The 25,535-nt window shown below is 40.4% G+C and carries 24 protein-coding genes; 21 read left to right on the top strand and 3 right to left on the bottom strand.

Annotation, left to right across the window (positions count from 1 at the left end):
- Positions 1-601: 601 nt before the first annotated feature.
- Positions 602-1,519: a DUF808 domain-containing protein gene (locus CZ809_RS05715; RefSeq protein WP_080156411.1), complete on the top strand. Its 918-nt coding sequence runs from the start codon at positions 602-604 to the stop codon at positions 1,517-1,519.
- A 91-nt stretch (positions 1,520-1,610) separates the two neighbouring features.
- Here CZ809_RS05715 and CZ809_RS05710 read toward each other — a convergent pair whose 3' ends face one another.
- Positions 1,611-2,339 carry an oligogalacturonate-specific porin KdgM family protein gene (locus tag CZ809_RS05710; RefSeq protein WP_080156410.1) on the bottom strand — a complete coding sequence of 243 codons (729 nt, stop codon included), beginning with the start codon at positions 2,337-2,339 and terminating at the stop codon, positions 1,611-1,613.
- Between the two features lie 102 nt (positions 2,340-2,441).
- The gene (locus CZ809_RS05705) at positions 2,442-3,995 is read right to left on the bottom strand and encodes a sulfatase family protein (RefSeq protein WP_080156409.1); all 1,554 of its coding nucleotides are present in this window, start codon (positions 3,993-3,995) and stop codon (positions 2,442-2,444) included.
- A 396-nt stretch (positions 3,996-4,391) separates the two neighbouring features.
- Between CZ809_RS05705 and agaR the strand changes: the two genes are divergently transcribed.
- The 14 genes from agaR (at position 4,392) to CZ809_RS05635 (ending at position 18,273) form a co-directional block, all read left to right on the top strand.
- Positions 4,392-5,168: a transcriptional repressor AgaR gene (gene agaR, locus CZ809_RS05700; protein ID WP_080156408.1), complete on the top strand. Its 777-nt coding sequence runs from the start codon at positions 4,392-4,394 to the stop codon at positions 5,166-5,168.
- 50 nt (positions 5,169-5,218) lie between these two features.
- A complete protein-coding gene (gene kbaZ / locus CZ809_RS05695; protein WP_080156407.1) occupies positions 5,219-6,514 on the top strand; it encodes a tagatose-bisphosphate aldolase subunit KbaZ in 1,296 nt (431 codons plus the stop codon).
- A 4-nt stretch (positions 6,515-6,518) separates the two neighbouring features.
- A complete protein-coding gene (locus tag CZ809_RS05690; protein ID WP_080156406.1) occupies positions 6,519-7,682 on the top strand; it encodes an SIS domain-containing protein in 1,164 nt (387 codons plus the stop codon).
- Between the two features lie 29 nt (positions 7,683-7,711).
- Entirely contained in the window at positions 7,712-8,212 is a 501-nt protein-coding gene (gene agaV / locus CZ809_RS05685) for a PTS N-acetylgalactosamine transporter subunit IIB (RefSeq protein ID WP_080156405.1), read from the top strand.
- Between the two features lie 42 nt (positions 8,213-8,254).
- Positions 8,255-9,025, top strand: coding sequence for a PTS N-acetylgalactosamine transporter subunit IIC (gene agaW, locus CZ809_RS05680; protein WP_080156404.1), 771 nt, complete (start codon positions 8,255-8,257; stop codon positions 9,023-9,025).
- The gene (locus CZ809_RS05675; RefSeq protein ID WP_080156403.1) at positions 9,015-9,908 is read left to right on the top strand and encodes a PTS system mannose/fructose/sorbose family transporter subunit IID; all 894 of its coding nucleotides are present in this window, start codon (positions 9,015-9,017) and stop codon (positions 9,906-9,908) included. Before agaW ends, CZ809_RS05675 begins: the two co-directional genes overlap by 11 nt.
- Positions 9,909-9,993: 85 nt before the next feature.
- Entirely contained in the window at positions 9,994-10,437 is a 444-nt protein-coding gene (gene agaF / locus CZ809_RS05670) for a PTS galactosamine/N-acetylgalactosamine transporter subunit IIA (RefSeq protein WP_080156402.1), read from the top strand.
- A 2-nt stretch (positions 10,438-10,439) separates the two neighbouring features.
- On the top strand, positions 10,440-11,594 hold the full coding sequence (gene nagA / locus CZ809_RS05665; protein ID WP_080156401.1) for an N-acetylglucosamine-6-phosphate deacetylase: 1,155 nt from the start codon (positions 10,440-10,442) through the stop codon (positions 11,592-11,594).
- Positions 11,595-11,669: 75 nt separating this feature from the next.
- Complete coding sequence (gene kduI, locus CZ809_RS05660; RefSeq protein WP_080156400.1) at positions 11,670-12,500, top strand: 5-dehydro-4-deoxy-D-glucuronate isomerase; 831 nt, start codon at positions 11,670-11,672, stop codon at positions 12,498-12,500.
- A gap of 85 nt (positions 12,501-12,585) precedes the next feature.
- Positions 12,586-13,341, top strand: coding sequence for a 2-dehydro-3-deoxy-D-gluconate 5-dehydrogenase KduD (kduD, locus tag CZ809_RS05655; RefSeq protein ID WP_080156399.1), 756 nt, complete (start codon positions 12,586-12,588; stop codon positions 13,339-13,341).
- A gap of 12 nt (positions 13,342-13,353) precedes the next feature.
- Positions 13,354-14,406, top strand: coding sequence for a glycoside hydrolase family 88/105 protein (locus CZ809_RS05650; protein ID WP_080156398.1), 1,053 nt, complete (start codon positions 13,354-13,356; stop codon positions 14,404-14,406).
- 124 nt (positions 14,407-14,530) lie between these two features.
- The gene (locus tag CZ809_RS05645; protein WP_080156397.1) at positions 14,531-15,277 is read left to right on the top strand and encodes a carbohydrate-binding family 9-like protein; all 747 of its coding nucleotides are present in this window, start codon (positions 14,531-14,533) and stop codon (positions 15,275-15,277) included.
- Positions 15,278-15,539: 262 nt separating this feature from the next.
- Positions 15,540-17,147 (top strand): NAD(P)/FAD-dependent oxidoreductase, encoded by a 1,608-nt coding sequence (locus CZ809_RS05640; protein WP_080156396.1) that lies wholly within the window; start codon positions 15,540-15,542, stop codon positions 17,145-17,147.
- A gap of 448 nt (positions 17,148-17,595) precedes the next feature.
- Complete coding sequence (locus CZ809_RS05635) at positions 17,596-18,273, top strand: YoaK family protein (RefSeq protein ID WP_080156395.1); 678 nt, start codon at positions 17,596-17,598, stop codon at positions 18,271-18,273.
- A 75-nt stretch (positions 18,274-18,348) separates the two neighbouring features.
- Here the strand turns inward: CZ809_RS05635 and CZ809_RS05630 are convergent, their stop codons facing one another.
- Positions 18,349-19,242 (bottom strand): dihydrodipicolinate synthase family protein, encoded by an 894-nt coding sequence (locus tag CZ809_RS05630; RefSeq protein ID WP_080156394.1) that lies wholly within the window; start codon positions 19,240-19,242, stop codon positions 18,349-18,351.
- Positions 19,243-19,526: 284 nt separating this feature from the next.
- Here CZ809_RS05630 and CZ809_RS05625 point away from each other — a divergent pair, with 284 nt between their 5' ends.
- From CZ809_RS05625 to CZ809_RS05600, 6 genes are all read left to right on the top strand, one after another.
- Positions 19,527-20,396 (top strand): MurR/RpiR family transcriptional regulator, encoded by an 870-nt coding sequence (locus tag CZ809_RS05625; RefSeq protein ID WP_080156393.1) that lies wholly within the window; start codon positions 19,527-19,529, stop codon positions 20,394-20,396.
- Positions 20,397-20,660: 264 nt separating this feature from the next.
- Positions 20,661-21,377 carry an N-acetylmannosamine-6-phosphate 2-epimerase gene (locus tag CZ809_RS05620; protein WP_080156392.1) on the top strand — a complete coding sequence of 239 codons (717 nt, stop codon included), beginning with the start codon at positions 20,661-20,663 and terminating at the stop codon, positions 21,375-21,377.
- Positions 21,374-22,270, top strand: coding sequence for an N-acetylmannosamine kinase (locus CZ809_RS05615; protein WP_080156391.1), 897 nt, complete (start codon positions 21,374-21,376; stop codon positions 22,268-22,270). The genes CZ809_RS05620 and CZ809_RS05615 overlap by 4 nt, the downstream gene beginning before the upstream one ends.
- Positions 22,271-22,312: 42 nt before the next feature.
- The gene (locus CZ809_RS05610; protein ID WP_080156390.1) at positions 22,313-23,791 is read left to right on the top strand and encodes a sodium:solute symporter family protein; all 1,479 of its coding nucleotides are present in this window, start codon (positions 22,313-22,315) and stop codon (positions 23,789-23,791) included.
- A gap of 64 nt (positions 23,792-23,855) precedes the next feature.
- Positions 23,856-24,323 (top strand): N-acetylneuraminate anomerase, encoded by a 468-nt coding sequence (gene nanQ / locus CZ809_RS05605; protein WP_080156389.1) that lies wholly within the window; start codon positions 23,856-23,858, stop codon positions 24,321-24,323.
- Positions 24,324-24,369: 46 nt separating this feature from the next.
- On the top strand, positions 24,370-25,527 hold the full coding sequence (locus CZ809_RS05600; protein ID WP_080156388.1) for an N-acetylneuraminate epimerase: 1,158 nt from the start codon (positions 24,370-24,372) through the stop codon (positions 25,525-25,527).
- Positions 25,528-25,535: the final 8 nt, after the last annotated feature.

The raw sequence follows: 25,535 nt of genomic DNA, 5'->3' as shown, positions 1-25,535 counted from the left end.
TCAATTACAAGCTTCTGGGACTACCTGAGCTGGAATCATCATTGCAAGTCATGAACAAGCGGGATGTTCTTCTTGATTGATTAGGTTTGGCGTTAGTTATTGCGTTATCGCATACTTTATTGAGGCTAAAAAAAGCCCTCGAGTATAATGCTGCGAGAGTTTTCATTGTCATTACCCTTAAAGGTAGTGCTGTTACAACAAGCACAGTATGACAGGGAATAAGAATGCCCGATGCAATCTCAGTCTACACCTCAAACCAATGATGGGTGCGTTGCGATTAGACAATTGAATCGTTTTTAGCGCAAACAAAAAAGATTTATCGTTATCATGAAAGATGATTATTGCGCCGCAAAACCAATATTTAAATAATTAAGCCAGCATAATTACGGGGTGTTTTATTATTATTCTAGTTTATTTATTAATGACTTATCGCTGCAATTTAGTGAGGTAAAACCAAACTATTCTCATTGAAAATTAACTGGAGTAAATAGTATATAATGGTAATACTTGGTTACAAACAATGTCTTTAATCCGTTTATTATATTTATAAATACGAAATTATTAATTTAGAACCGTATGGGTTCTTAGTGAGGAGTATGCAGTGGCTGGCGCAAGTTTATTAACATTACTTGATGATATCGCAACCGTTCTTGACGATGTTGCATTAATGACCAAAGTGGCAGCACGTAAAACCGCTGGTGTATTAGGTGATGATTTGGCGCTCAATGCCCAACAAGTATCTGGTGTCCGCGCTGAGCGAGAGTTACCTGTGGTTTGGGGCGTTGCTAAAGGCTCATTTAAAAATAAATTAATATTAGTCCCTGCGGCATTATTAATTAGCGTTATTGCACCATGGTTAATTATGCCAATGTTATTACTTGGCGGTTTATTTCTATGTTTTGAAGGCGTAGAAAAAATTGCAGAGAAATTATTTTCTCATGGTGATGAAGAAACACAACAAGCGCAGGAACAAGTAGCAACCGAAGAGATTGATTTGGTCGCTTATGAACAAGACAAAATAAAAGGTGCAATAAGAACTGATTTTGTTTTGTCGGCTGAAATTATTGTGATTGCACTTGGAACTGTACAAAATCACCCGTTTTTAACCCAGGCTATAGTGGTGAGTTTAATTGCATTTGTAATGACAGCCGGTGTTTATGGTGTAGTTGCTGGCATTGTAAAGCTGGATGACGCGGGACTGTATTTGGTTAATCACAGTAAAGACGCAGGCTTACAGCGTAGCTTTGGTTCGCTATTAGTGAATGTTGCACCTTACCTTATGAAAACATTAGCGATTGTTGGTACTATTGCGATGTTTTTAGTGGGAGGGGGGATTGTGGTTCATAGCATTCCACAAATACACACAGTGGTAGAACATATAGCACAATTGGCTGTTTTTCCTGGTTCTCATAGTATTATGACACCGTTATTGAATGGCGTTGTGGGTGTGATTGCGGGTACTATCGTGGTGATTGTTGTCACTATCGTGAATAAGATCCGTGGAAAATCAACTCATTAATTTATAGCAGTTAAAAACCTAAACCCTATAAAATAAAAATGCCAGTGATGATAAGTCACTGGCATTTTTTGTTTGTTATTAGTTTAGATTATTACCATGTGTATTTAATACCCATACGGTAACGAGTTTGACGATTGTCTGTTACTCGACTTTGGCTAACATTACCCACTTCTACGAATGGACGCCACATTGTGCCTTCTACTGTTTTGTAGGTGTACATTAAACGGAAATTATGTAGGTAGTTGGTGTCTTTATTATCAAATTGTGGTTGAGCTGCGCTTTCCATTTCTTTCCAAATTTGAAATTCATATTGGAAATCCCAATTATTGGTGTTGTAGCCTAACCATAGATCAACTTCTTGAATTTTTGATACGTAAGACTCACCCGCCGCATTATTCATGCTGTAGTCCCACAATTTCCACTTATAACGACCCTGAACACGAATACCGTTATCAAAGCGGTAGTTTAAACGTGCGTAAGGAACATAGACCAGACCATCAGGTGTGAAATCAAGTGAAAGACCACCAATACCAACGATATTATCACTGAGCTTTTTGTAGTAAAACGCTGAAAACTCAGAGCCATTCATTGTCATGCCGTCAAACATGGTATTTTGCTGGTCATTGTTATAACGCGCGTCTAATTCAAAACCAATATTCTTACCCGTATCTAAAAATGCTTTAATACGATCGCCATGACGGTTGGTACCATCACGGTACTCATGACGATACTCAATCGTTGTTTTGTAATCATTGGCATAACTAAAACTGGTTGCGGAAAAAAGGGTAGTCGCAAGGATTACTTTAGTGATGGTATTCATAGATTGTCCTTAATTAGTATGAGTTTTGTTGCGCTTTCTCTGTTCAATAGAGAAAGCGTAAAAAATAATAAAAAGTGGTATTACGCGTTGTTATGACTACGGTTATAAATAAGCATTCGCAGTGTGTGCTGGTACCGTTGTTGGTCGCCATGGATCGCCAGTGTGCTCAAGCCATGGCATTAATTCTTCAGTAATTAATTTGTCGATAAGCATTGGATTGGTGGCCGCAATATTCTCCATTTGGTATGGATCTATTTGATTGTCATGCAGCACATAGGTTAATGGCTTACCAATTTTTCTATCAATCATTAAGGTATAACGTTGCGAGCGAATACCACGGCGTCCGTATGATTGACCGCCATAAGGCATGAAAGTATAAAATTGAGAGCTTGGCTTACTATCACCTTCAACGCCTCGTAATGTATTGGCGAAGTTAGTCCCTTCTACGGTATCTGGAATCAGATCTTCCATGCCCATTAAACCAAGCATGGTTGGGTAAATATCTGGAGCTGAAAATAACAGATCATTTTGTTGTGGATTAAGCTTGCCAGGCCAACGGAAGATCATTGGAATGCGCATTGCTTCGTCATAATGAACATTTTTAGTCGGTTGACCATTTGAGCCCATACAACAGCCGTGATCAGAGAAGAACACCACTAAGGTATCTTCGGTAAGATTGAGGCGATCTAACTCGTCAATAATGCGTCCGAATTGCTCATCAACCCCATTGACCATTGCCATATATTCTTTGAAAAACTGTGGGCCATAACCTTCTTGGTAAGCGCTATCCCATTTAACATTTGGACGAGTATTTAATTGCTGAGATGTTTTTCCATTAAAGCGATCTAAATATTTTTGTGGAACTTGATCATAAGGCGAGTGTGGTGGATTCATCGAAACCACAAGCGTAAACGGTTGATCTTGTTTACGGTATTGACCATTTTCATTACGTAGATATTTAATTGCGATATCAGCTTCGTGTTCAGGGCTCCACTGGTTGATTCGTAGAGGTTTATCGCGGGTCGTATCATTGGTCCAATACATTGGTGTCATGTGTTTATCATAGGTGCCATAGGCATACCAGAAATCAAAACCATGGCGACGATCTGGAGCTGTCCAATCATTCCAATAACGTCCTTCAGCAGGGTTATTGTAGCTAGGGATAAACGGAGCTTGTGGCGCATCTAAGTGCCATTTACCAATATAACCCATGCTATAGCCTTGTCTTTTAAGCACATCAGACCATGTAAGGGTATTTTTCTTCAGTTCGATACCAAAATCTTTACCGCCAAATTGGCCTTCAACACCGGTGTGGCTATTACCTTGAATACCATTGCGATAAGGGTATTGTCCTGTCATTAACATGCCACGAAATGGCGTACAGAGTGGAAAATTAGAGACTGCTTGACGTAATACTGCACTTTGACGCGCAAATTTATCAATGTTGGGGGTCATTGATGGATCTTGCTGCATAAAACCTAATGCTTGAGCTCGAAACTCATCAGGAAAAATAATGACTAAATTGGGCTTTTTTAATGACTTCTTCGAGCTTAACGTTGGTGCAGTTGCAGCTTGGGTATAGCCGGCTGATAAGGTTGCAGCAACAGCGCCACTGGCTGCCATACCTTTCAGTAATCCTCTACGTGAGATAGACATCAACGAATCCTTATTAATAGTAAATATAAACGATTGGATTATGTATTTTTGATTTGCTTCGTATCGTAAGCTAACGAAAGCTTAGTGACTGTGTAATCGATCACATAAAAAGCAAGTGAAAGTAAAATAATGTAATTACTTGTTTTATTGCAGTAAATATTATGGAGTTTCAGCTCTATTTTATAAATTGAAAGGATGAATGGTTGGTTTATTGACTTTCGTTCTATATGATAGAAACACTTACGCAAGTATGCATAAGTTCCAATGAAAGATAACGAAAGAATGTGAAAGAGATCAAAAGTTTTGTCTTAGTGCATTGTGGCTTTATTTTTTAGGTGTAAGCTTATTTCGAAATCAAGTGAAAGTAATTTTGGTTGATTTCACAAGGAGACAAAAGTGAAAAGTGCAATTGAAAGGCGAATGGAAATCGTCAACGTGGTGAATCTAGAAGGAAAAGCCCGTGTCGAGGATCTCGCTGAAAAATTTAATGTATCCAGTGTCACTATTCGCAGTGATCTGAGCTTCTTGGAAAAGAATGGTTATGTTGTACGCTCTCATGGTGCAGCAATTCCTAACTCAGGTGTGATTGCTGAATTAACTATTCATGAAAAGCGTCGGCATAATGCGGGAGTTAAATCTCTCCTTGGCCAAGCTGCTGCCAAGCTTATTCATCATGGTGACACTGTGATTTTAGATTCAGGGACAACAACGCGTGAAATCGCAGCCAGCTTAAAAAGCATGGAAAATGTTGTTGTCATGACTAATGGTCTGGATGTGGCTATGGAGTTGGCTTCAGCACCCGGTGTTGAAGTGTTAATGTCAGGTGGCGTACTTCGTAAAGAAGCGTTATCTTTTTCGGGCTCACTAGCAGAAGCCGGCCTTAAGAACTTTCGTTTTGATAAAGTTTTTCTAGGGGTCGATGGCTTTGACTTGCGAGCTGGTATCACTACGCACAGTGAACAAGAGGCAAGCCTCAATCGTTTAATGTGTGAAATTTCTGAACAAGTGATTGCGGTAGCTGATTCAACCAAATTTGGTAAACGTAGCTGTCACATGATTCGTGAATTTGGAAATATTGATATCTTAGTAACAGATGCAGATATTCCTGAAGATTATTTAGCTGGTCTTCGTGAAATGAAAGTAGAAGTTATTATTGTCGAAAAAGAGCACTGACTGACTTAACTCCATGATCACATCACAGATGATGATTGTGGAGTTAATGAATGAACACGCTACAAACTCTCGTTCAACGTCATAAAGCAGGCGGCAACAATGGTATTTATGCTGTTTGCTCTGCACACCCGCTGGTTATTGAAGCGGCATTTTCTCAAGCGTTGGACGACAATTCAGTTTTATTAATCGAAGCGACGTCAAATCAAGTTGATCAATTTGGTGGTTACACCGGAATGACACCCATTGATTTTCGTCACTTTGTATTAGCCATGGCTGAAAAATTCAATTTTCCTACCGAAAATCTTATCTTAGGTGGCGATCATTTAGGCCCTAATCGCTGGCAACACCTTACTGCAACTGATGCGATGGTGAATGCCGATGATTTAATTGCTGCTTATGTTGCTGCTGGTTTTAAGAAAATCCACCTCGATTGCAGCATGTCTTGTGCTGATGATCCGATGCCTCTTTCTGATGATATCGTTGCTGAACGTGCCGCTCGTTTGGGGGCTATAGCTGAAAAAACAGCGATAGCATCTTTTGGCTATAGTGATTTAGTGTATGTCATTGGTACTGAAGTTCCTGTACCTGGTGGCGCAGCTGAAACATTAAATACTGTTGAAGTTACCTCTCCGCAAGCCGCAATGAAAACAATCGAAACTCATCAACGTGCATTTACTGAGGCTGGTATTGCCGATTGTTGGGCGCGTGTGGTTGGTTTAGTGGTGCAACCTGGGGTTGAATTTGATCATACTGGTGTTATTGATTATTGCCCAGAGAAAGCGAATCAATTAAGTGGCGTGGTTGATAATTTTCCCCATATGGTATTTGAAGCGCACTCGACAGACTATCAAACTCATGCCGCTTATCGTCAATTAGTACAAGACCACTTTGCGATTTTAAAAGTGGGCCCAGCTTTAACTTTTGCTATGCGTGAAGCGTTATTTAATTTATGTGAAATAGAAGCTGAAATTATTCCTAAGGCGCATTGCTCAAATTTAAGAGAATGCATTGAAGCACAAATGTGTGAAGCGCCACAGCATTGGCAAAAATACTATCATGGTAACGAATCAGAGCAACGCTTCTCACGTTGCTTTAGCTTTAGTGATCGCATGCGTTATTACTGGCCTGATAGTGTGATTAATCAAGCCCAAGCAACCTTATTTAGAAATTTATCTCGAGTTGATATTCCGTTACCCCTTCTTAGTCAATATATGCCACAGCAATTTCAACATCTGCGTGAAGGCTTAATCTCATCAGATCCTAAAGCGTTGGTATTAGACACTATTCGTCAAGTTTTACGTGCTTACTCTCAAGCATGTACTGAAAAATTAATCGCAGAGGTTTAAACACATGGAACAATATTTAGGTTATTCAGTCGCTGAATTAGAATGTTTATCTGGTTATTGGACAGCGAAAGAAATCAATCAACAACCCGCTTGTTGGGCGCAAACAGCTGCAATTACGCGTGAGTGTGAACCACAAATTAAGCACTTTATGGACCATGTCTATAGTTACCCAAATCTGCGCATCGTTTTAACGGGAGCGGGTACGTCTGCCTTTGCCGGACGTTCATTAGCGTTAGGGTTGACTCAGCGTTTACAACGTCGTGTTGAAGCGATGTCAACCACTGATATTGTTTCTAATCCTAAGCAGTGTTTTGCCGAAAATATTCCTACGTTATTGGTGTCGTTTGCCCGCTCTGGCAATAGCCCTGAAAGTGTGGCTGCGGTTGAACTTGCCAATCAAACATTAACCGAATGTTTTCATTTAGTACTGACCTGTAATGCTGATGGAAAGTTATACAAGTGTTGCGATAGTGATAAGCAATCACTTGCACTTCTGATGCCAGCCGAGACCAATGATCAATCTTTTGCCATGACATCAAGTTTTTCATCAATGATGCTGGCTGCTTTTTCGATTTTAATGTATGGCAACGATTACACGAAAGAAATCGAAAGCATTTGTAAGTGTTCTGTGGGTTTGATCAAAGATTTGAATAGCCAAATAAAGGATACTGCTGATCAGAAACTAGAGCGGGTTATTTATTTAGGCAGTGGTGGTTTACAAGGTTTAGCTCAAGAGTCGGCATTGAAACTTCTTGAGTTAACCGCTGGCAAAGTTGTTGCTACATACGATTCGCCATTAGGGTTCCGCCACGGACCAAAATCGATTGTTAATCAGAACACGATGATTGTGGTGTTCATTAGTAACGATTCATATACCCGTAAATATGACCTTGATCTGTTAGCTGAAATTTGCCGCGATAATATTGCAGCGCAAGTGGTAGCGATTACAGCACAAGCGGATGAGATTGAAACACGTGCTGATGTTATTCGCGTTTCTAGCATGGAAGCCGCAACGGACATCGAATTACTTTTCCCTTATATGCTATATGCGCAAATGTATGCTTTTCATCGTGCGCTAGCGTTAGGAAATACACCTGATAACCCATGTCCTACTGGTGAAGTAAACCGTGTAGTACAAGGAGTTACTATTCACGATTTATCTAATTAATTTAAATAATTACGAAAGGTAGAACAGTCATGACAACGCCAAATATTGTATGGACACGAATTGATGAACGTTTGTTACATGGTCAAATTCGTATTACTTGGGGTAAACATTCAGGCGCTAATCTTATTTTAGTGGCTAATGACGATGCAGCAGATGGTCCTAACGCGGCTTTTATGCAAGCTGGAATGAAAGCATCAGCGGGAGGGGAATACGCAGTGCGTTTCTTCTCAATCCAAAAAACAATTGATGTCATCGGTAAGGCTTCTCCTCAACAAAAGATTTTTATTTTATGTAATAACCCAACTGACGTTGCTCGGTTAGTTGAAGGTGGTGTGCCCATTGCCCATTGTAATGTCGGTAATATGCACTACCACGAAGGTAAGCGTCAGATTCATAAGACAGTTTCCGTTGATGATAAAGATATTAATGCTTTTGAACGCATGGTTGCAAAAGGGGTAACTTGTACCATTCAAAATACGCCTGATCAGAAACCAATCAATGTACTTGAACTGGCTACCAGCGCTGCTTAAATCGCGATAGTCAAACGCCAAACGTGTAAAAAGGAATAAATCATGTTTTTAGAAGCTGCGTTAGTAGCGGTGTGGGCATTTTTCTGCGGTATCGATAAATACGATGTTGCATTGAATATTCACCGTCCGCTTATTACAGGTCCAGTTGTGGGCTTGATCATGGGTGACATGCAAATTGGTTTGATTGCAGGTGCGACGTTAGAACTTGCTTGGTTAGGTCTAGTGCCTAATGCGGGTGCTCAGCCACCCGATGTAACAATGGGTACGATTGCTGCGGTTGCGTTTGCAGTGATGACGGGTCAATCAGCAGAAGTGGCAATGGGCGTAGGTATGCCGATTGCAGTAATGATGCAGATGTTGGTTATCGGTTTCTTTGCAATGACATCATTCACAATGGGTAAAGCTGATAGCTTTGCAGAGCGTGGTGATTCTGCTGGCATTGATAAGCTTCTGATTACAACGATCTCATTACGTGCATTGTTGTATGCCTTCGTCGCTTTTATCACAGTTTACTTTGGTGAACATGCAGCAACTTGGATTGATGAAAATGCACCAAAAGCATTATTAGAAGGCTTAGGTATTGGTGCCAAGATGGTTCCTGCGATTGGTTTTGCGATGTTGTTGAAAATCATGTGGTCAAAAGAAGTGGCAGGGGTGTTCTTCATTGGCTTCGTTATGACAACTTACTTAAAACTACCCATTATGGCGGTTGCAATAATCGGTGCTTCAATTGCAGCACTGTACTACTTCTTTAGCGGTTCAAACAACGGCGGCTCTAACAACCAAGCAGAGGAATTTGAAGATGGCATCTGATATCACAGCGGGAACACTTCGCGATAAAAACACGCAAGAACATGTCAATTTGGTTGATGATATCGATGCATATGAAGATACCACGCCACAAAAAGTGATCACCAAGAAAGACCTGTGGATGTGTGCAATCCGTGGTTTATTCATGGAAGGTAACTTCAACTTTGAACGTATGCAAGCGGGTGGTTTTGCTTACTCAATTATTCCAGCACTGAAGAAAATCCATGGTGATAATAAAGCGGATTTGGCGAAAGCATTAAAGAACCATCTGCAGTTTTTCAATGCTTCACCTAAGCTGTTTACCTTCTTATTAGGTACAGCAATTGCGATGGAAGAGAACAAAGAAAAACCATCAACCGTTAACGTAATGAAAGTGGCGGGAATGGGACCAACAGGTGGTATTGGTGATGCTATCGACCACATGACATTGATGCCATTAACGCTTGCATTAGGTGCGTCAATTGCAATGGAAGGGTCTATTGCTGGTCCATTTGTGTTCTTCTTCTTATACCAAATTGTTCACTTTGCGGTTTACTTTGGCTTGATGTTCATGGGTTACAAAGCGGGTACTGCCGCGATGGTTAACATGAGCGATTCAACCGAGAAATTGGCAAAAGCCGCCAATATTATGGGTATCTTTGTTATTGGTGCGCTTTCCGCGACCTTTATCAAGGTGCAGACCACCCTCAGCCTCGAACTGGGAGGGAAGGTGGTGGATTTACAGACCGCATTATTTGACAAAGTGATGCCGAATATTCTGCCACTGATGCTGGTGTTCTTCATGCTTAAAATGGTGAAAGGTACAGGATTCTGGGCTAAGCCTCCAGTGTTGATTTTCAGCACACTAGCGGCAGGTGTAATAGGCCATCTAATCGGTATTTTGTAGTTAATAAATTGTTTTGTATTGATATTTGTCATTATCAATAGTCTCAAGGGGGGCATCGTTCCCCCTTATATTCAAGGAAAGAATCATGATTGGTATCGTTGTTTCAGGGCATATTAACTTTGCATCAGGTATGGAGTCGGCTGTTCGTGCTATCGCGGGTGAGCAAGAACAAATGACATATGTAGATTTTGTTGAAACCATGTCTACCGATGAGCTAGAACAGGCTTTACGCCAAGCGGCTGCGGATGTGGATAGCGGTGATGGAGTGTTGTTTTTAACTGATATTCCTGGTGGTTCTCCTGCCAATCGCGCCCTAGCTATTGTGATGGACACCCCTAATGTTGAACTTATTGGTGGTGCGAATTTACCGATGATCGCCAATGCTGCCTTTGAGCGTGATGATGCTGATCTAACCGATCTTGTTGATACCTTGCTTGATATTGGTATGTCATGCATGAAAGACATGCGTCGTGAGCTTAATAATATGATGACGCAATCAGCTGAACTTGAATGTGAAGACGGACTGTAATTATGCGTTTTGCACTTCATCCACAACGTATATTCACCCCCACAGGGATCCGTTATAACCACTATGTTGTAGTGAATAGCGGTAAGGTTGAATGCGTTACTGATAGCCGACCTTTTGATTGTGAAGTGATTGAATTAGAAGATCAAACATTAGTCCCTGGTTTTATCGATATTCATATTCATGGCCGTGCAGGCGCTGATGTTATGGATGCAACACCACAAGCTTTACAAACCATAGCTCAAGCATTACCTGCTACAGGCGTAGTGGCATGGGTTGGAACAACCGTTACCGCACCGTGGCAGAATATTGTTTCGGCTTTACAGGTGGTGCGTAATTACTGTGAGCAGCCACAACAAGGTGCCACGTTATTAGGTAGCTTTCTTGAAGGACCTTATTTTACTGCAACTCACCGTGGTTCACACCCAACTCAATACTTAACCGCGCCAACCATTGTGGCGTTAGCAGAATTAAAAGAAGTGGCTGCAGATTCATTATTACGCGTTGCGTTAGCACCAGAGTATGACGGCGCTAATGAAGCGATTCAATGGTTAACCGATAACGGCATTAAAACTTCGATAGCACATACCAATGCCAATTTTGAACAAGTAACCCAAGCGCACCAACATGGAGCGGATTGTGGTGTGCATTTATTTAACGGTATGAGTGGCTTACATCATCGAGAACCTGGTTGTGCAGGGGCGGTGCTTTATCACGATATGTTAGTTGAACTGATTGCTGATGGTATTCATGTTCACCCAGTGATGATGCAACTTGCTTATCGTATCAAAGGCTATCAAGGCATGGCATTAATTACTGACTGTATGCGTGCTGGTGGCCTTGATGATGGCAAGTACCAACTTGGCGCGCAGATGGTTAACGTGACCAATGGTGAAGCGCGTACTGATGATGGCTCTTTGGCAGGAAGCACGTGTAGTTTAGATCAAGCCATTCGCAATATGGTTATGTTAGCCAATGTTCCTGAGTGGGAAGCGATTCAGATGGCAACCGCTGTGCCTGCAAAATATTTAGGCATTGATCATCAATTAGGTGCGATAGCAACAGGCTACAACGCCAGCTTTACCGTGCTTAATACGCAATTTGAAATTCAAGCAACGTTAATTGACGGTGAGTGGTATTACCCAACATCGCATCAATAGCAATAATTCGTCAGTATTTATGCCGTATTTTGATGGTATGGATACTGAATAATGTAATGATTTAAGAGGTTTTTCATGGAAATTCGTCAACCAATTCATAGTCAGCATGCCAAGCAATTAGATACTGCGGGTATTCGTGAGCAATTCTTAATTGAAAATATGTTTCAAGCCGGTGAAATTAATCTTACTTATAGCCATATCGATCGCATTATTGTGGGTGCGGCCGTGCCGACGACTGCGGCTATTGTGTTTGAAGGTGGTAAAGAGATTGGTGTTGATTACTTTTTACAACGTCGTGAATTAGGTGTGATTAATATCGGTGCGCCAGGATTAGTGATTGTTGATGGTGAGACTTTTGAAATTGGCGCACGCGAAGCTATTTATGTTGGTATGGGCGCACAAGATATTCGTTTTGAAAGTGTCGTTGCCGATAAACCTGCGCGTTTTTATTTAAATTGCGCACCTGCTCATCATAGCTACCCAACCCGTAAAATTACCCGTGAAGATGCATCACCAGAGCAAATTGGTAGCCAAGAAAACTGCAATGTTCGTATTATTTATAAGTATTTACACCCCTCTGTATTACCAACTTGCCAGCTATTAATGGGCATGACTGAGCTGGCTGCTGGCAGCCTGTGGAATACCATGCCATGTCATACCCATGAGCGTCGTATGGAAGTGTATTTGTACTTTGATATGAGCCAAGACAACATCGTGTTCCATTACATGGGTGAGCCCCAAGAAACGCGCCATATCGTGGTGCGTAATGAGCAAGCAGTGATCAGTCCAAGTTGGTCAATTCACTCTGGTGTGGGTACGGCGTCTTATACCTTTATTTGGGGCATGGTAGGTGAGAACCAAACCTTCCACGATATGGATCATGTCGCGATGAACGATCTTAAATAAGCCTTAGTTTTTCACCGTAACGCGTTAATTTATTTAGCAAGTAGTGCTGGCTAGCGTTGGCGCTACTTTACAAGGATAGAACTCGATGAATATGTTTGATTTAAGCGGTAAAGTTGCGATTGTGACTGGTTGTAATACAGGTCTTGGTCAAGGTATGGCATTAGGACTTGCAAAAGCAGGGGCTGATATTGTGGGTATTGGTCATCAAGCAGCGCCTGAAACTCAAGCACAAATTGAAGCATTAGGACGTAAATTCCATTACATCACCGCCAACCTTATGCAGCAAGATAAGCTTGAAAGCATTGTTGCAGAAGCGGTAGAAGTGATGGGTCATGTTGATATTCTTATTAACAATGCTGGTATTATTCGTCGTCAAGATCTGCTTCAATTTTCTGAAAGTGATTGGGATGATGTGATTAACATTAACCAAAAGACCCTGTTCTTCTTATCCCAAGCGGTTGCTAAACGTTTTGTTGAGCAAGGCAATGGCGGCAAGATCATCAATATCGCTTCAATGTTATCTTTCCAAGGGGGTATTCGCGTACCGTCATACACCGCAAGTAAATCTGCAGTTATGGGTCTAACCCGAGCATTAGCCACTGAACTTGCTGAATACAATATTAATGTTAATGCAATTGCTCCTGGTTATATGGCAACAGATAACACCGAAGCACTTCGTGCCGATGCAGATCGCAACGCGGCAATTTTAGAGCGTATTCCTGCTAATCGTTGGGGTTTACCGTCAGATTTAGAAGGCCCGGCAGTCTTTTTAGCATCAAGTGCGAGTGATTACATTAATGGTTACACCATCGCGGTTGATGGTGGTTGGTTAGCACGCTAAGGAGAGCATTTCATGGCAGCATTAGGTTCAAAAGAAACGATTTTAACGGCAATGAAGCGTGTTTATCGTTACCAAGCACAACACCAGACTCGCAGTGTGATTCGTCGCAGCGGTAAAACCCGTTTTATTAAAGATACGGATTGGGAACGTGGCGTATTTTGGTCATGTGTCTCCGCAGCGTGGCTAGCAACGGATGATAATGAATACCTTGATGGGGTAATGAATTATACTCTCCATACCGGTTTTCGTCCTGGGCCTAATGATCGTTTTGCTGATGATCATATTTGCTGCCAAGCCTACCTTGATGTTTATCCATTAATTGATCAAATTGAAGCGTTAGAGCCAACCATTAAAGCGTTAGATCTTATGGTTGAGAGCCCACAAGCGGGTCGTAAAGATTGGTGGTGGTGTGATTCATTATTTATGGCACCGCCCGCATTTGCTGCATTAACCCAACGCACAGGTGATCCTAAGTATCTTGATTACATGAATACTGCATTTTGGGATTCAGTTGAGCATCTACTCGATCCTGAAACAGGGCTATTCTACCGTGATTATCGTTATATTCCTGATGGTAATGGTGGTGAATTACGTGAAGCTAACGGTAATAAAGTATTCTGGAGCCGTGGCATTGGCTGGGTATTAGCCGCAGTGCCCCGCTTATTAGCCCGTATGCCTGACGATTACCCACAGCGTGAAAAGTATTTGGCGCTATTTACCTCACTGGCTGCCGAAGTGATTAAATATCAACAAGCGGATGGTTTTTGGCGTACAAGTTTACTCGATCCTGAAAATTTCCCTGCCCCAGAAAGCAGTGCTACAGCGCTGTTCTGTTACGGCTTAGCATGGGGTATTAAGCAAGGTCACCTTGACGCTGATATCTACATGCCAGTGGTTGAGACTTCATGGACGGCCTTACAAACCTGTATTCACGATAACGGCATGATGGGTTGGGTACAATTACCTGCGTTTAACCCACGTGATGTCGCCTTTGAACATAATATTGACTACGGTGCTGGGGCGTTTTTATTAGCTGCCACCGCTGTTGCTGATTTAGTGTCATAAATAAAAAAATAACGTCAATGTAAGTTGGTGAAAGCTAGGTAACGTCAAGCCGATTTGCTCGTCAGGTCGGCTTTTTTATACTTCATTGCGGATTAGTTGAAAAACGATAAATAAGGATATTGTAATGAATAAGTTAGTCATCATAGCTGCTGCTGTGACTGCGAGTATGACAAGCTACCATGTGGTTGCTGAAACAGTGACTCCAACAGTTGAACCTGTTGCTGCGGTATATAACATTAATTATACCAAGGTTGCCCCTGTTATTGATGGTATCGCTCATGATAATGAATGGAAATCAGCCCAAGCGTTAACTGATTTTACCTTTCCTTGGCGTGATACACCCGCACCTGCAACGGAATTTAAGGCGGTGTGGAATGCAGATTCACTCTATTTTCAATACACAGTTACAGATGCAAATGTCGCTATTGGGACTGATCCTGAGCGAGCAATTTTAGATTCTGATCGGGTTGAAATTTTCTTAGCGAAAGATGCTAACTTATCCCGTTATTACACCATGGAAATTGATCCTAAAGCGCGCGTGTTTAGTGCAGAAGCAAGCTATGATATGACCAATAAAAAACGCGCATCGTTAGACAGTAATTGGACATGGAAAGGTCTAGAAACCAAAGCAAGTTTAACCGATAGCGGTTATGTTGTGGAAGGTAAATTACCACTGCAAACATTGACTGATTTAGCGCTATGGCAGGATAAACAACAAACGCAATTATTGTGTGCTTTAATGCGGGCAGAGTTCACTCAACAAGCCGATGGCAAGTTGGATATGGGCTGGATGACATGGATCGATCCCAAAACACCTAAACCTAACTTTCACAACCCGCAAACATTTGGTCATTGTCAGTTAGTGAAATAATAGCTATTAATTTATTATAGGTTATTAAAAAATAAGGTTTATGCCGATATTTATATCATATGGCATAAGCCTTTTTTGATTCTAGGTATCTTTTTGTTTTTTTATCGTGATGTTTTCGAGGCGAATATAATGCAAATATTGGGATAAACACTAAAGTCTGTGAGATAATACTTGGCTAAGGTATAAATCTACCATCATCTGCGGCTAGGTTTATTCTCTCCGAGATATTTTTATTGCATTCCCAATCGAGTTAGTGGACTTAATGATACGTATTAATGAAGTTAAATTACCGTTAGATCATAGTGAAGTAGCTTTACATGATTTTGTCATCAACAAGTTATCGATAAATAAAGACCAACTAGTTGATATTCATGTCTTTAAACGTGGTTATGATGCCCGTAAAAAAAATGATATTTATCTGATTTACACTGTAGATATCACTTTAAAAGACGTTGATGAAGAGCAATTACTAACGACGTTTGCTAACGATCACCAAGTGAAAGCATCACCAGATACAAGCTATAAATATGTGACTCAAGCGCCTGAAAATATCACCGAGCGCCCAATTGTTATTGGTATGGGGCCATGTGGCTTATTTACTGGACTTATTTTGGCGCAGATGGGATTTAAGCCTATTATTCTAGAGCGCGGAAAATCAGTACACGAACGTGCAAAAGATACTTTCCGTTTTTGGCGTACGCGTGAACTCAACACTGAATCAAATGTACAGTTTGGTGAAGGTGGCGCAGGTACATTCTCTGACGGTAAATTATACAGTCAAGTCAAAGATCCTCGTTTTCTGGGTCTTAAAGTAAAGCAAGAATTTGTTGCAGCGGGCGCACCGGCTGAAATTATTTATCTAAGTAAGCCACATATTGGTACCTACAAATTGGTAACAATGGTTGAGAAGATGCGTCGTAAAATTATTGAACTTGGCGGTGAGATTCGTTTTGAAACTCGCGTTGAAGAAATAAATATTGAAGATAATCAAGTTACTGGCGTTACTTTATCAACTGGTGAAGTAATTCCATCTAAGCACGTTGCATTAGCGATTGGCCACAGTGCGCGTGATACCTTCAAGATGTTACATGACAAAGGTGTCCACCTTGAAGCGCAATCATTTTCAGTTGGTTTCCGTATTGAGCATAAACAAGAAACTATTGATGCTGCACGTTTTGGTAAAAATGCAGGTCATCCTTTATTAGGTGCTGCGGATTATAAATTGGTTCACCACTGTAAAAATGGCCGTTCAGTTTATAGTTTCTGTATGTGTCCTGGTGGCGTTGTGGTTGCAGCAACCTCTGAGCTTGAGTCAGTAGTAACCAACGGTATGAGCCAATACTCACGTAGTGAGCGTAATGCTAACAGTGCGATTGTTGTCGGTATTTCACCTGAAGACTTTGCTAATGATCCAATGCAAGGTATTGCTTTGCAGCGTAAGCTAGAGCGTAATGCTTATGTTCTTGGTGGCAGTAGCTATGATGCGCCAGCACAATGTGTGGGTGATTTCTTAGCGGGTAAAACAGTTAGCCAAATGGGTGATGTTGAACCGTCTTACAAGCCAAATGTTAAGTTCACTGATCTAAGCAGCAGTTTGCCTGATTATGCTATCGAAGCGATTCGTGAAGCATTGCCTGCGTTCAATAAAAAGATCAAAGGTTTTTCACATGCTGATAGCATGTTAACCGGTGTTGAAACGCGTACATCTTCTCCTGTACAAATTAAACGTGGAAAAGATTTCCAAAGCATTAATACTAAAGGTTTATATCCTGGTGGTGAAGGTGCAGGTTATGCGGGTGGTATTTTATCTGCAGGCATCGACGGTATTAAAGTTGCCGAAGCTATTGCGCTTGATATGTTAAATGCATAATTAGTTAAATCAAAGGGTGTAATAACAGTAAATCAGCATAATGTTATTGCACCTTTTATTATTTTTATTGATGATCTCTTGGTCGCTACTCTCTTAACCTCTTTTTTCTGCTTGTTGTTGTCTTATTTTTTTCTTTATTAAATAAAATAACGTCAAAATATTGCATTAATATAATGCGAACGATTAAGTTTTTTAATTCCTTGTTTTGAATGCAAAAAATAGCATCCTTCTGCCTTTTTTACTGATCATTGGTATCAAAATCCAATAATATTGGGTTAGATTTTTATTTTTATTATGTGATTTGCGTCACTAAACTGAAGTTGCTAGCTATGCTGAAATATTTGGTTACAATAGCGATTAGCAAGGGTAAATAGCCTCTTTGATTAATAGAGTGCTAAGGGTTTACTGATAGTCATAATATGGAAATATAGTCGGATATGCAGAGTAAATGTTAAATGAAAGGCGGTTCTTTTTATCATTAATGCCATATTTGTTATTGTTTATTGCTGGCACTGTTGATGCGGTTGGTTTTTTACATCTAAAGGATGGCGTGTTTGCTTCTTTTATGAGTGGTAATTCGACTCATATGGGAATGATGCTGAGTTATCATGATTGCCCTCAAGCAGCCATTTATATTGCAATCTTGGGTATTTTTATTATCGGCTCCATGTCTGGCGAATTAATTGCCTTATCTGGGCGTCGATTTTACCGAGGTGTGGTGATGGCTTCCGTTTCGGTTGTGCTGATATTTGCCATTATCATGGAGTCTTATCTGCCTTTTTTAGCGATTAATTTTATTCTGTGTTATGGCATGGGGATGCAAAATATCGCATTACGATTAACGATAGAAAAATCAATTCCTCTTACGTATGCCACTGGATATTTAGTTAATATTGGTCGTCTATTGGCACTGGCAATTGTTGGGCAAGGTGATCGTAAACGGTTGATGCAATACCTGTGTTTATGGGGTTCTTTGATTTCAGGTGCAATGAATGGCGGGTTTATAATGCAAACAATTCCCCAATATTCATTATTTCCAGCATTGGCATTAACCTCCTTTATTGCTGTCACTTTGTTTTATATAGAATATACCCATCGCTCAACCCCAATTGATACTGAACTGTAATATTGGCCTTAATTCACACTGTAAATGATGAAAAGCCAGCAATTATTTGCTGGCTTCTTTATAGGAGAAAAATAACTAAGCCACTAAAATGGCATCGCGCATTTTACATATAACATCCTGTTTTTGTTCGGTTGTTAATGTGCGTAATGGTAGGCGTGGGTTACCTGCATCAATATCATGTAGCATCATTGCCGTTTTACCTGCCGCGACACCGCCGTATTCAACTAAGACACGAATAAGTGCAATTACATTGTCCATTTTATTGATCACCGTTTGATGATCGCCTTGAGCAAAAGCATCAATCATGTCGTGATAAAGAGGCGCAGCATAATTGTAGGTACTGCCGACAGCACTAATTGCTCCCACCGCTAATGCGCCAGGGAAATGCTCATCAACACCCCATGGTACATCAAACTTACTATCACAAACACGTAAACAACGTTGGTATTCATATAAATTGGTGCTGTTAAATTTAACCCCATATAGATTTGGAATCACTTTATCAGCAGCAATTAAGAATTGTTCCATATCAACCGTTACGCCACTCATTTCTGAATGATAGTAGTAGAATCCTTTCGATGGAGCAGCCTCTGCTACAGCTTTACAGTAATTAACTAAATCAGTTACGTTATTAGGCTTAAAGAAACATGGGCCGATAGCTGAAGTTGCATAGATGTCTAATTGATCGGCATGACGAGTTAACTCTAGTGTATCGGCAATACTTAACGCGCCAGTATGAATGATCAGTTTTAGTTGACCTACACTTGCCTGTACCCACCGTTCTGCAACTGCTTTACGCTCTGCCACAGAGCAATGAATACCTTCGCCCGTCGTACCTAATACATAAGCACCCACAATATTGGTATCAATAAGATGCTTAGCAATAGCATCAATGGCGACATAGTCAATTTCACCGTTAGCTAGAAATGGCGTATGAGGGGCTGCAATTAAACCTGTTAGCTTTTCCATGTCTCAGATCCTTGTTGTGAAGTTTTACTTCTAAAGTGTAATTCTTTTGGAGTTGCATTATCATACGAAGTGGAATTTAGGTTGGCAATAAAAAAGAAACGACTTTTAGGGCTTTTAATAGAAACTGTGATCTATTGCTATTAATTGATTTTTTAAATTTATAAAATATCTTTTTGTCGTTATTTTGGATCGAAATGATGATTGGATTTGATTTTGGAGTAAAACTTCATAATGATAATACGATAAAGATCGCCACCTAAGCTGAAGAATGGCAAGGATAACGTATGAATGCAGTAACAGATGCAATTCAAGTGGGTAAAATTTTAGATACGTTAGGTAGTCTACGTGATAGCTTGACACCATCGGCACGTCGAATCGCTGATTATGTTTTAGCACAACCTCAACCTGTGACTGAACTTTCAATTGCAGAACTCGCTCAGCAAGCTAACGTTGGCGAAGCCAGTATTATTCGTTTTTGTCGGGCACTCCATTTTAAAGGTTTTCAAGATCTTAAGATGAAGTTAGCGATTGAGGTTGCAACACCTCATGATACTGAGAAGCACATGCTTGATACCGAATTAACCGCAGATGATGATGCTGAACATATCGGTCGAAAGTTACAACAGACGATCAATAATGTCTTAGGTGAAACATTAAATTTATTAGATTTTTCTGAATTAGAAGCGGTGGCTCGTGCTTTACAGCAACAAAAACGGATTTATTTTTTTGGCGTGGGGTCCTCTGGCATTACTGCAGAAGATGCGAAAAATAAACTTATGCGGATTGGATTTGATGTCGATGCGTTAACCAATAATCATTTTATGTATATGAAAGCTGCATTATTAAACAGTGATGATGTTGCGATTGGTATTAGTCATTCCGGAACGTCAAAAGAAACCATTAAAGCGTTAGCATTGGCCAAAGAGTGTGGCGCAATTACTGTGGCGCTGACGCATAATCCATTATCGCCGTTGGCTGAATTGTCTGATTATGTATTAATTAATGGTAATCGTCAGGGGCAACTGCAAGGGGATTCTATTGGTACTAAAATAACGCAACTGTTTGTATTAGATATGCTTTATACATTGCTGGTTCGTGACAATCCTCAACATACACGGCAGCAGAAGTATAAAACAACCCAAGCGCTAGATTAAAACTTTACCAGAAATACTATTAAGGTCACATTCAAATGTGGCCTTTTTTTATGGGGGTAAAGTAGCCTTACTGGTTATTCATTAAACATTAATCACAACGAATTGATTATTTTTAACTGTGATTTACATCGTGATTTTGAGGTTATTTTAGGCAAAGAGTGTGCAATATATCTCTATTTAAAAAGTTCATTATTGCGTCACTCCAATGATATCGACATTATGGAGTCAAACTTCATAACGTTGATATTTTTGGAGCTAACGATCATGGTTAAGCGTTCACAAACACTTCTTGCACATATAAATAATGGTTTTATCTCTTCTTGCCAGCCTGTTGATGATAGCCCTATGGATCAGCCTCAGATTGTATCGGCAATGGCGCAATCATCGGTTTTAGGTGGTGCTGCGGGTTTACGTATTGAAGGTATTGCAAATTTACAAGCAACACGTCCACATGTGGCTGTACCTATTATTGGTATTATTAAACGAGATCTGAATAACTCAGCAGTAAGAATTACACCTTTTGTACAAGATGTTGCTGATCTTGCTGCAGCTGGTGCTGACATTATTGCGATTGATGGTACGCAACGCCAACGTCCAGAAACAGTTGAAAATTTAATTAATGCTATTCATCAACATGGATGTTTAGCAATGGCTGATTGTGCAACGTTGGCTGATGGGGATATGTGCCATCAATTAGGTGCCGACATTATTGGTTCAACATTATCAGGTTATACCGAAGGTGAGGTGCCTGCTGAACCTGACTTAGAGCTTGTCATGGCTTTACACCAACGTGGTTATTTTGTGATGGCTGAAGGGCGTTATAACTCACCAGTATTAGCAGCTAAAGCAATGACTGCGGGAGCGAACTGCGTCACTGTTGGCTCGGCAATTACGCGTATTGAACATATCTGCGAATGGTTTAAACAAGCGGTAAATACTGCTGCAACCGCAGATCAATTACGTGTTAAGGATATTGCATGAGTGTTTGTTTAGCGGTTGATATTGGTGGCACAAAAATAGCTGCGGCACTAGTGAATTGTGCAACTAACCAGATTATAGATCGTCATCAAATAGCTACGCCTCAGTCACAACAGCCCGCGGTGTTTTCAGCAGCCTTAGTCTCTTTATTAACCCCGTTTATCGCGAATGCTGATTTTGTTGCTATTGCTTCTACGGGAATCATTAATAACGGGATTTTAACGGCATTAAATCCCGCTAATTTAGGCGGTTTAAATCGATTTGAATTAGTTGATGATATTCAGCGTATTACAAAATTACCGACATATGCAATGAACGATGCCCAAGCCGCGGCATGGTATGAATTTATTTCGCTAACGCCTAATAACAATACTCACAACATGTTGTTTATTACTATTTCTACCGGTATCGGTGGTGGATTAGTGTTGAATCAACAATTACAAACGGGTGCTCGGGGTATTAGTGGTCATATTGGACATACGGTTGTTGATGCTAATGGCCCTGTGTGTGGTTGTGGTCGTCAAGGCTGTATAGAAAAAGTGGCCTCAGGTACCGCGATAGGTGAACTTGGTAGTGCCTTATTTAAGCGTCCATGTAATGGGCAACAGGTCTATCAACTGGCACTTGACGGTAATGAAGATGCAATAAGTATTATTCATTCTTCAGCCGCTGCAGTCGCAGAATTAATTGCCAACCTCACAATTAGCTTAGATCTCGATGCGGTGGTTATTGGCGGCAGTGTGGGTCTTGCACCTCATTATTGTGAATATATTCAACAATATCTAAATGAAAAACCAGAACTTTATCGACCTCATATCATTCCCGCTCAGGCAGGTGGTGATGCAGGTTTGTTAGGTGCAGCTCATTGGTTTGCACGACAAGAAAATCATATATAGAAATTAATTATCTTCTCTCAACCCCTAAATGGTGAGGCTTATATGGAAATTCAAGCATTTGGTACGATCAATTACATCGTATTGTTCGCGTATTTAATTGGTGTCATGTTGGTTGGTGTTTATTTTGCTCGCCGTCAGAAATCAGCAGATGATTATTTTAAAGCTGGAGGCCGAATACCAGGTTGGGCGGCGGGAATCAGTGTATTTGCAACCACATTAAGCTCGATTACTTTTATGTCTATTCCTGCCAAGGCTTACACTTCGGATTGGACTTTCCTTGTCGGCCAATATGTGGCTATTCTTATTCTGCCGTTAGTGTTCTATTTCTATATTCCCTTTTTTAGAAAACTCAATTTAACCTCAGTATATGAATATTTAGAACGTCGCTTTGATATTAAGATGCGCTTGTTTGCCAGTATGTCATTCATGTTATTTCATATTGGGCGCATTGCGATTATTACCTATTTAACCGCACTTGCATTAATGCCATTTGTACATATTGATCCTCTGACGATCGTATTTTTAATCGGTGTGTTATGTATTGTTTATACCTTCCTTGGCGGTATTGAAGGGGTTATTTGGACGGATGTGATTCAAGGTATTATGCTGTCCGTCGCTGCAGTTGTCATTTTTGTTACTATTTGTTTTCATGTTGATGGCGGTGTGACTGAGGTATTCCGTTTAAGTGCTGAACAAGATAAATATTTCCCAAGTTCAAGTTTTGAATGGAGTTGGACTGAAAGTACCTTACCTGTATTAATTATAGGTTTCTTATTTGCTAGTTTACAGCAATTTACTGCGAGCCAAGATGTAGTACAACGCTACATTGTGACTGATTCTATTGAAGAAACGAAAAAGACCTTGATCACTAATGCTAAGTTAGTTGCTTGTGTGCCTATTTTCTTCTTTGCTATTGGTTCTGCGCTATATGCTTTTTATAGTCAAAATTCACAATTGATACCTGAGAATTTTAATACAGGAGGTATTCTACCGTTTTACGTGATTTCTCAAATGCCTGCGGGTATTGCAGGGTTAATTATTGCGGCTATTTTTGCAGCTTCTCAATCAAGTATTTCAAGCAGTTTAAATAGTATTTCTGCTTGTTACACTGTAGATATCTATAACCGGTTTGGCGAAGAAAAAAATATGCAGCAGAGCTTTAACATGGCAAGAGTTGTAACGATTATTGCTGGTATTTTAGGTGTTGCTGCTTCTGTTTATTTAATTAAAAGTAATGAAAGTCAAATATGGGATGCATTTAATAGTTTAATCGGTTTAATGGGCGGTCCTATGACTGGTCTGTTTATGTTGGGCATCTTTGTTCGCCGCGCTAATGCGGGGAGTGCATTATGTGGTGTGATTGCTGCGGTTGTTGCTGTGTTAATTGTACGTGGCTTTACTGACCTGAACTTCTTCTTCTATGGTGTGATTGGTACTTTAATGGTGGTCATCGTGGGCTTTATCACGGCCCCATTATTTAAAAGTAAGTCAGCTGAAGAACTGAATATAGTGACTGAATAATAAACTTAAAACAAAGCGGAGAAGCGGATGCTTTTCCGCTTTTTATTTATAAAAGGATAAGAAAATGATTTTTGGTGAAATTAAACAGCCGTTACATGCATTGCCTGCGGCTTTTCAACAAGCGATAAATTTTATAAATACACAAGATCTAGCACAGTTAGAGAATGGCCGCTATGAGATAGATGGTGATCGTATTTTTGCTAATGTGATGAGTTTTGAAACTCAAGCTGCGGCAGCTAAACAAGGAGAGGTTCATCAACAATATATTGATTTTCAATACTTAATCAGTGGTGAAGAACGTATAGATGTGTCACTCAATTTAACTGACTGCATTCCTGCAACTGATTATGATCATGACAATGATTTTGCGTTAGTTGAAACCATGCCAAATACTAGTTCTTTATTATTAAAGCCGGGTATGTTTTTAGCCATTTTTCCACAGCAACCACATAAACCAGGGTGCGTTATTACGACCCCAATGATGATTAAAAAAGTGGTGATTAAAATTCATCAACAATGTTTGTGTGAGTAGCTACTTGATGTGATTGTATTGATGATTAGCATTGATGGGAGATGTTATGAAAAAATCATGTACTCGATTCGCAATGGTGTGTGCTTTATTGTCTTTATCTACTAGCGTTACTGCACAACAATTGTGGCCGGATTTACCGCAACCGATCAAAAATGGCATTAGTGCGCAAGCTGATAATATTGTTTATGTTGGCCTAGGCACTGCTGGTCAGTCATTTTATATGATGGACACAGCAAGTCGTCAGCCTCAGTGGCAAAAATTAGCTGATTTTATTGGCCCGATAACCGATCAAGCAACGGCGGCGGCGGTTAATGGAAAAATTTATATTTTTTCAGGCTCGGGTAAAGCTGCGGTAACCGATAAATCTCCCATTATTTTTGATAGCGTCTATGTTTACGATATTCAAAATAACACTTGGAGTAAGCAAAATACACAAACACCAGTGGGTCTGTTAGGAGCGGCGGCTTATCCTCTTAATCAAACCGAAATTGCTATTTTTGGTGGTTATAATAAGCCGCAATTTGATCAATATTTGAGTGCTATTACTGCCATTGATAAACAAGCCGAACCCCAAAAATGGCAACAAACTGTCACTGATTTTATGGATCGCGCACCTGAATCTTATCATTGGAATCAAGCTATTCAGATTTACCATACCGATAGCAATACTTGGTCGACAAAAGGCAACAGTCCGTATTTAGCAAATTGTGGGGCAGCATTGGTTGGGGATAAAGATCGCATTACTCTAATCAGTGGTGAGATTAAACCCGGTTTACGCACACCAATAGTGAAAACAGTGACCATTAAAGGGGATGACGTTAATTGGCAATCATTAGCACCTTTACCTGATGCTGCTAATGGTCAATTACAAGAAGGTGTTGCTGGCGCTTATGCAGGAATAAATCAAGGTTCATTAATTGTTGCTGGTGGCGCTAATTTTATTGGTGCAAGAGCAAAAGCTGATCAAGGTGATTGGTTTGCTCATGATGGTTTAAGTAAACATTGGAGTGAGGATATTTATACTTACCGTGGTGGTAAATGGGCGTTAGCGTCCACGAAATTGCCACAAGGGTTAGCCTATGGTGCATCTTTTTCTACTCCAGCAGGGGTCCTGATGGTGGGGGGAGAAAATGGCACGGGCAAACCACAAGCAAAAGTGTATCTGTTACGTTATGAGCAATCGAAGGTGAGTATTATTGATTGATTCGATTT

Origin of the sequence: Photobacterium piscicola, from assembly GCF_900166965.1 — a bacterium.
Classification (GTDB): Bacteria; Pseudomonadota; Gammaproteobacteria; order Enterobacterales; family Vibrionaceae; genus Photobacterium; species Photobacterium piscicola.
This window is presented reverse-complemented; position numbering and strand designations above follow the sequence as displayed.

Bases quoted from the DNA above. Each gene is read 5' to 3' on its own strand.
- CZ809_RS05710 (WP_080156410.1), bottom strand. From the start codon at position 2,339: ATGAATACCATCACTAAAGTAATCCTTGCGACTACCCTTTTTTCCGCA.
- CZ809_RS05705 (WP_080156409.1), bottom strand. From the start codon at position 3,995: ATGTCTATCTCACGTAGAGGATTACTGAAAGGTATGGCAGCCAGTGGC.
- kbaZ (WP_080156407.1), top strand. From the start codon at position 5,219: ATGAACACGCTACAAACTCTCGTTCAACGTCATAAAGCAGGCGGCAAC.
- CZ809_RS05690 (WP_080156406.1), top strand. From the start codon at position 6,519: ATGGAACAATATTTAGGTTATTCAGTCGCTGAATTAGAATGTTTATCT.
- agaV (WP_080156405.1), top strand. From the start codon at position 7,712: ATGACAACGCCAAATATTGTATGGACACGAATTGATGAACGTTTGTTA.
- agaW (WP_080156404.1), top strand. From the start codon at position 8,255: ATGTTTTTAGAAGCTGCGTTAGTAGCGGTGTGGGCATTTTTCTGCGGT.
- CZ809_RS05675 (WP_080156403.1), top strand. From the start codon at position 9,015: ATGGCATCTGATATCACAGCGGGAACACTTCGCGATAAAAACACGCAA.
- agaF (WP_080156402.1), top strand. From the start codon at position 9,994: ATGATTGGTATCGTTGTTTCAGGGCATATTAACTTTGCATCAGGTATG.
- nagA (WP_080156401.1), top strand. From the start codon at position 10,440: ATGCGTTTTGCACTTCATCCACAACGTATATTCACCCCCACAGGGATC.
- kduI (WP_080156400.1), top strand. From the start codon at position 11,670: ATGGAAATTCGTCAACCAATTCATAGTCAGCATGCCAAGCAATTAGAT.
- kduD (WP_080156399.1), top strand. From the start codon at position 12,586: ATGAATATGTTTGATTTAAGCGGTAAAGTTGCGATTGTGACTGGTTGT.
- CZ809_RS05650 (WP_080156398.1), top strand. From the start codon at position 13,354: ATGGCAGCATTAGGTTCAAAAGAAACGATTTTAACGGCAATGAAGCGT.
- CZ809_RS05645 (WP_080156397.1), top strand. From the start codon at position 14,531: ATGAATAAGTTAGTCATCATAGCTGCTGCTGTGACTGCGAGTATGACA.
- CZ809_RS05640 (WP_080156396.1), top strand. From the start codon at position 15,540: ATGATACGTATTAATGAAGTTAAATTACCGTTAGATCATAGTGAAGTA.
- CZ809_RS05635 (WP_080156395.1), top strand. From the start codon at position 17,596: ATGTTAAATGAAAGGCGGTTCTTTTTATCATTAATGCCATATTTGTTA.
- CZ809_RS05630 (WP_080156394.1), bottom strand. From the start codon at position 19,242: ATGGAAAAGCTAACAGGTTTAATTGCAGCCCCTCATACGCCATTTCTA.
- CZ809_RS05625 (WP_080156393.1), top strand. From the start codon at position 19,527: ATGAATGCAGTAACAGATGCAATTCAAGTGGGTAAAATTTTAGATACG.
- CZ809_RS05620 (WP_080156392.1), top strand. From the start codon at position 20,661: ATGGTTAAGCGTTCACAAACACTTCTTGCACATATAAATAATGGTTTT.
- CZ809_RS05615 (WP_080156391.1), top strand. From the start codon at position 21,374: ATGAGTGTTTGTTTAGCGGTTGATATTGGTGGCACAAAAATAGCTGCG.
- CZ809_RS05610 (WP_080156390.1), top strand. From the start codon at position 22,313: ATGGAAATTCAAGCATTTGGTACGATCAATTACATCGTATTGTTCGCG.
- nanQ (WP_080156389.1), top strand. From the start codon at position 23,856: ATGATTTTTGGTGAAATTAAACAGCCGTTACATGCATTGCCTGCGGCT.
- CZ809_RS05600 (WP_080156388.1), top strand. From the start codon at position 24,370: ATGAAAAAATCATGTACTCGATTCGCAATGGTGTGTGCTTTATTGTCT.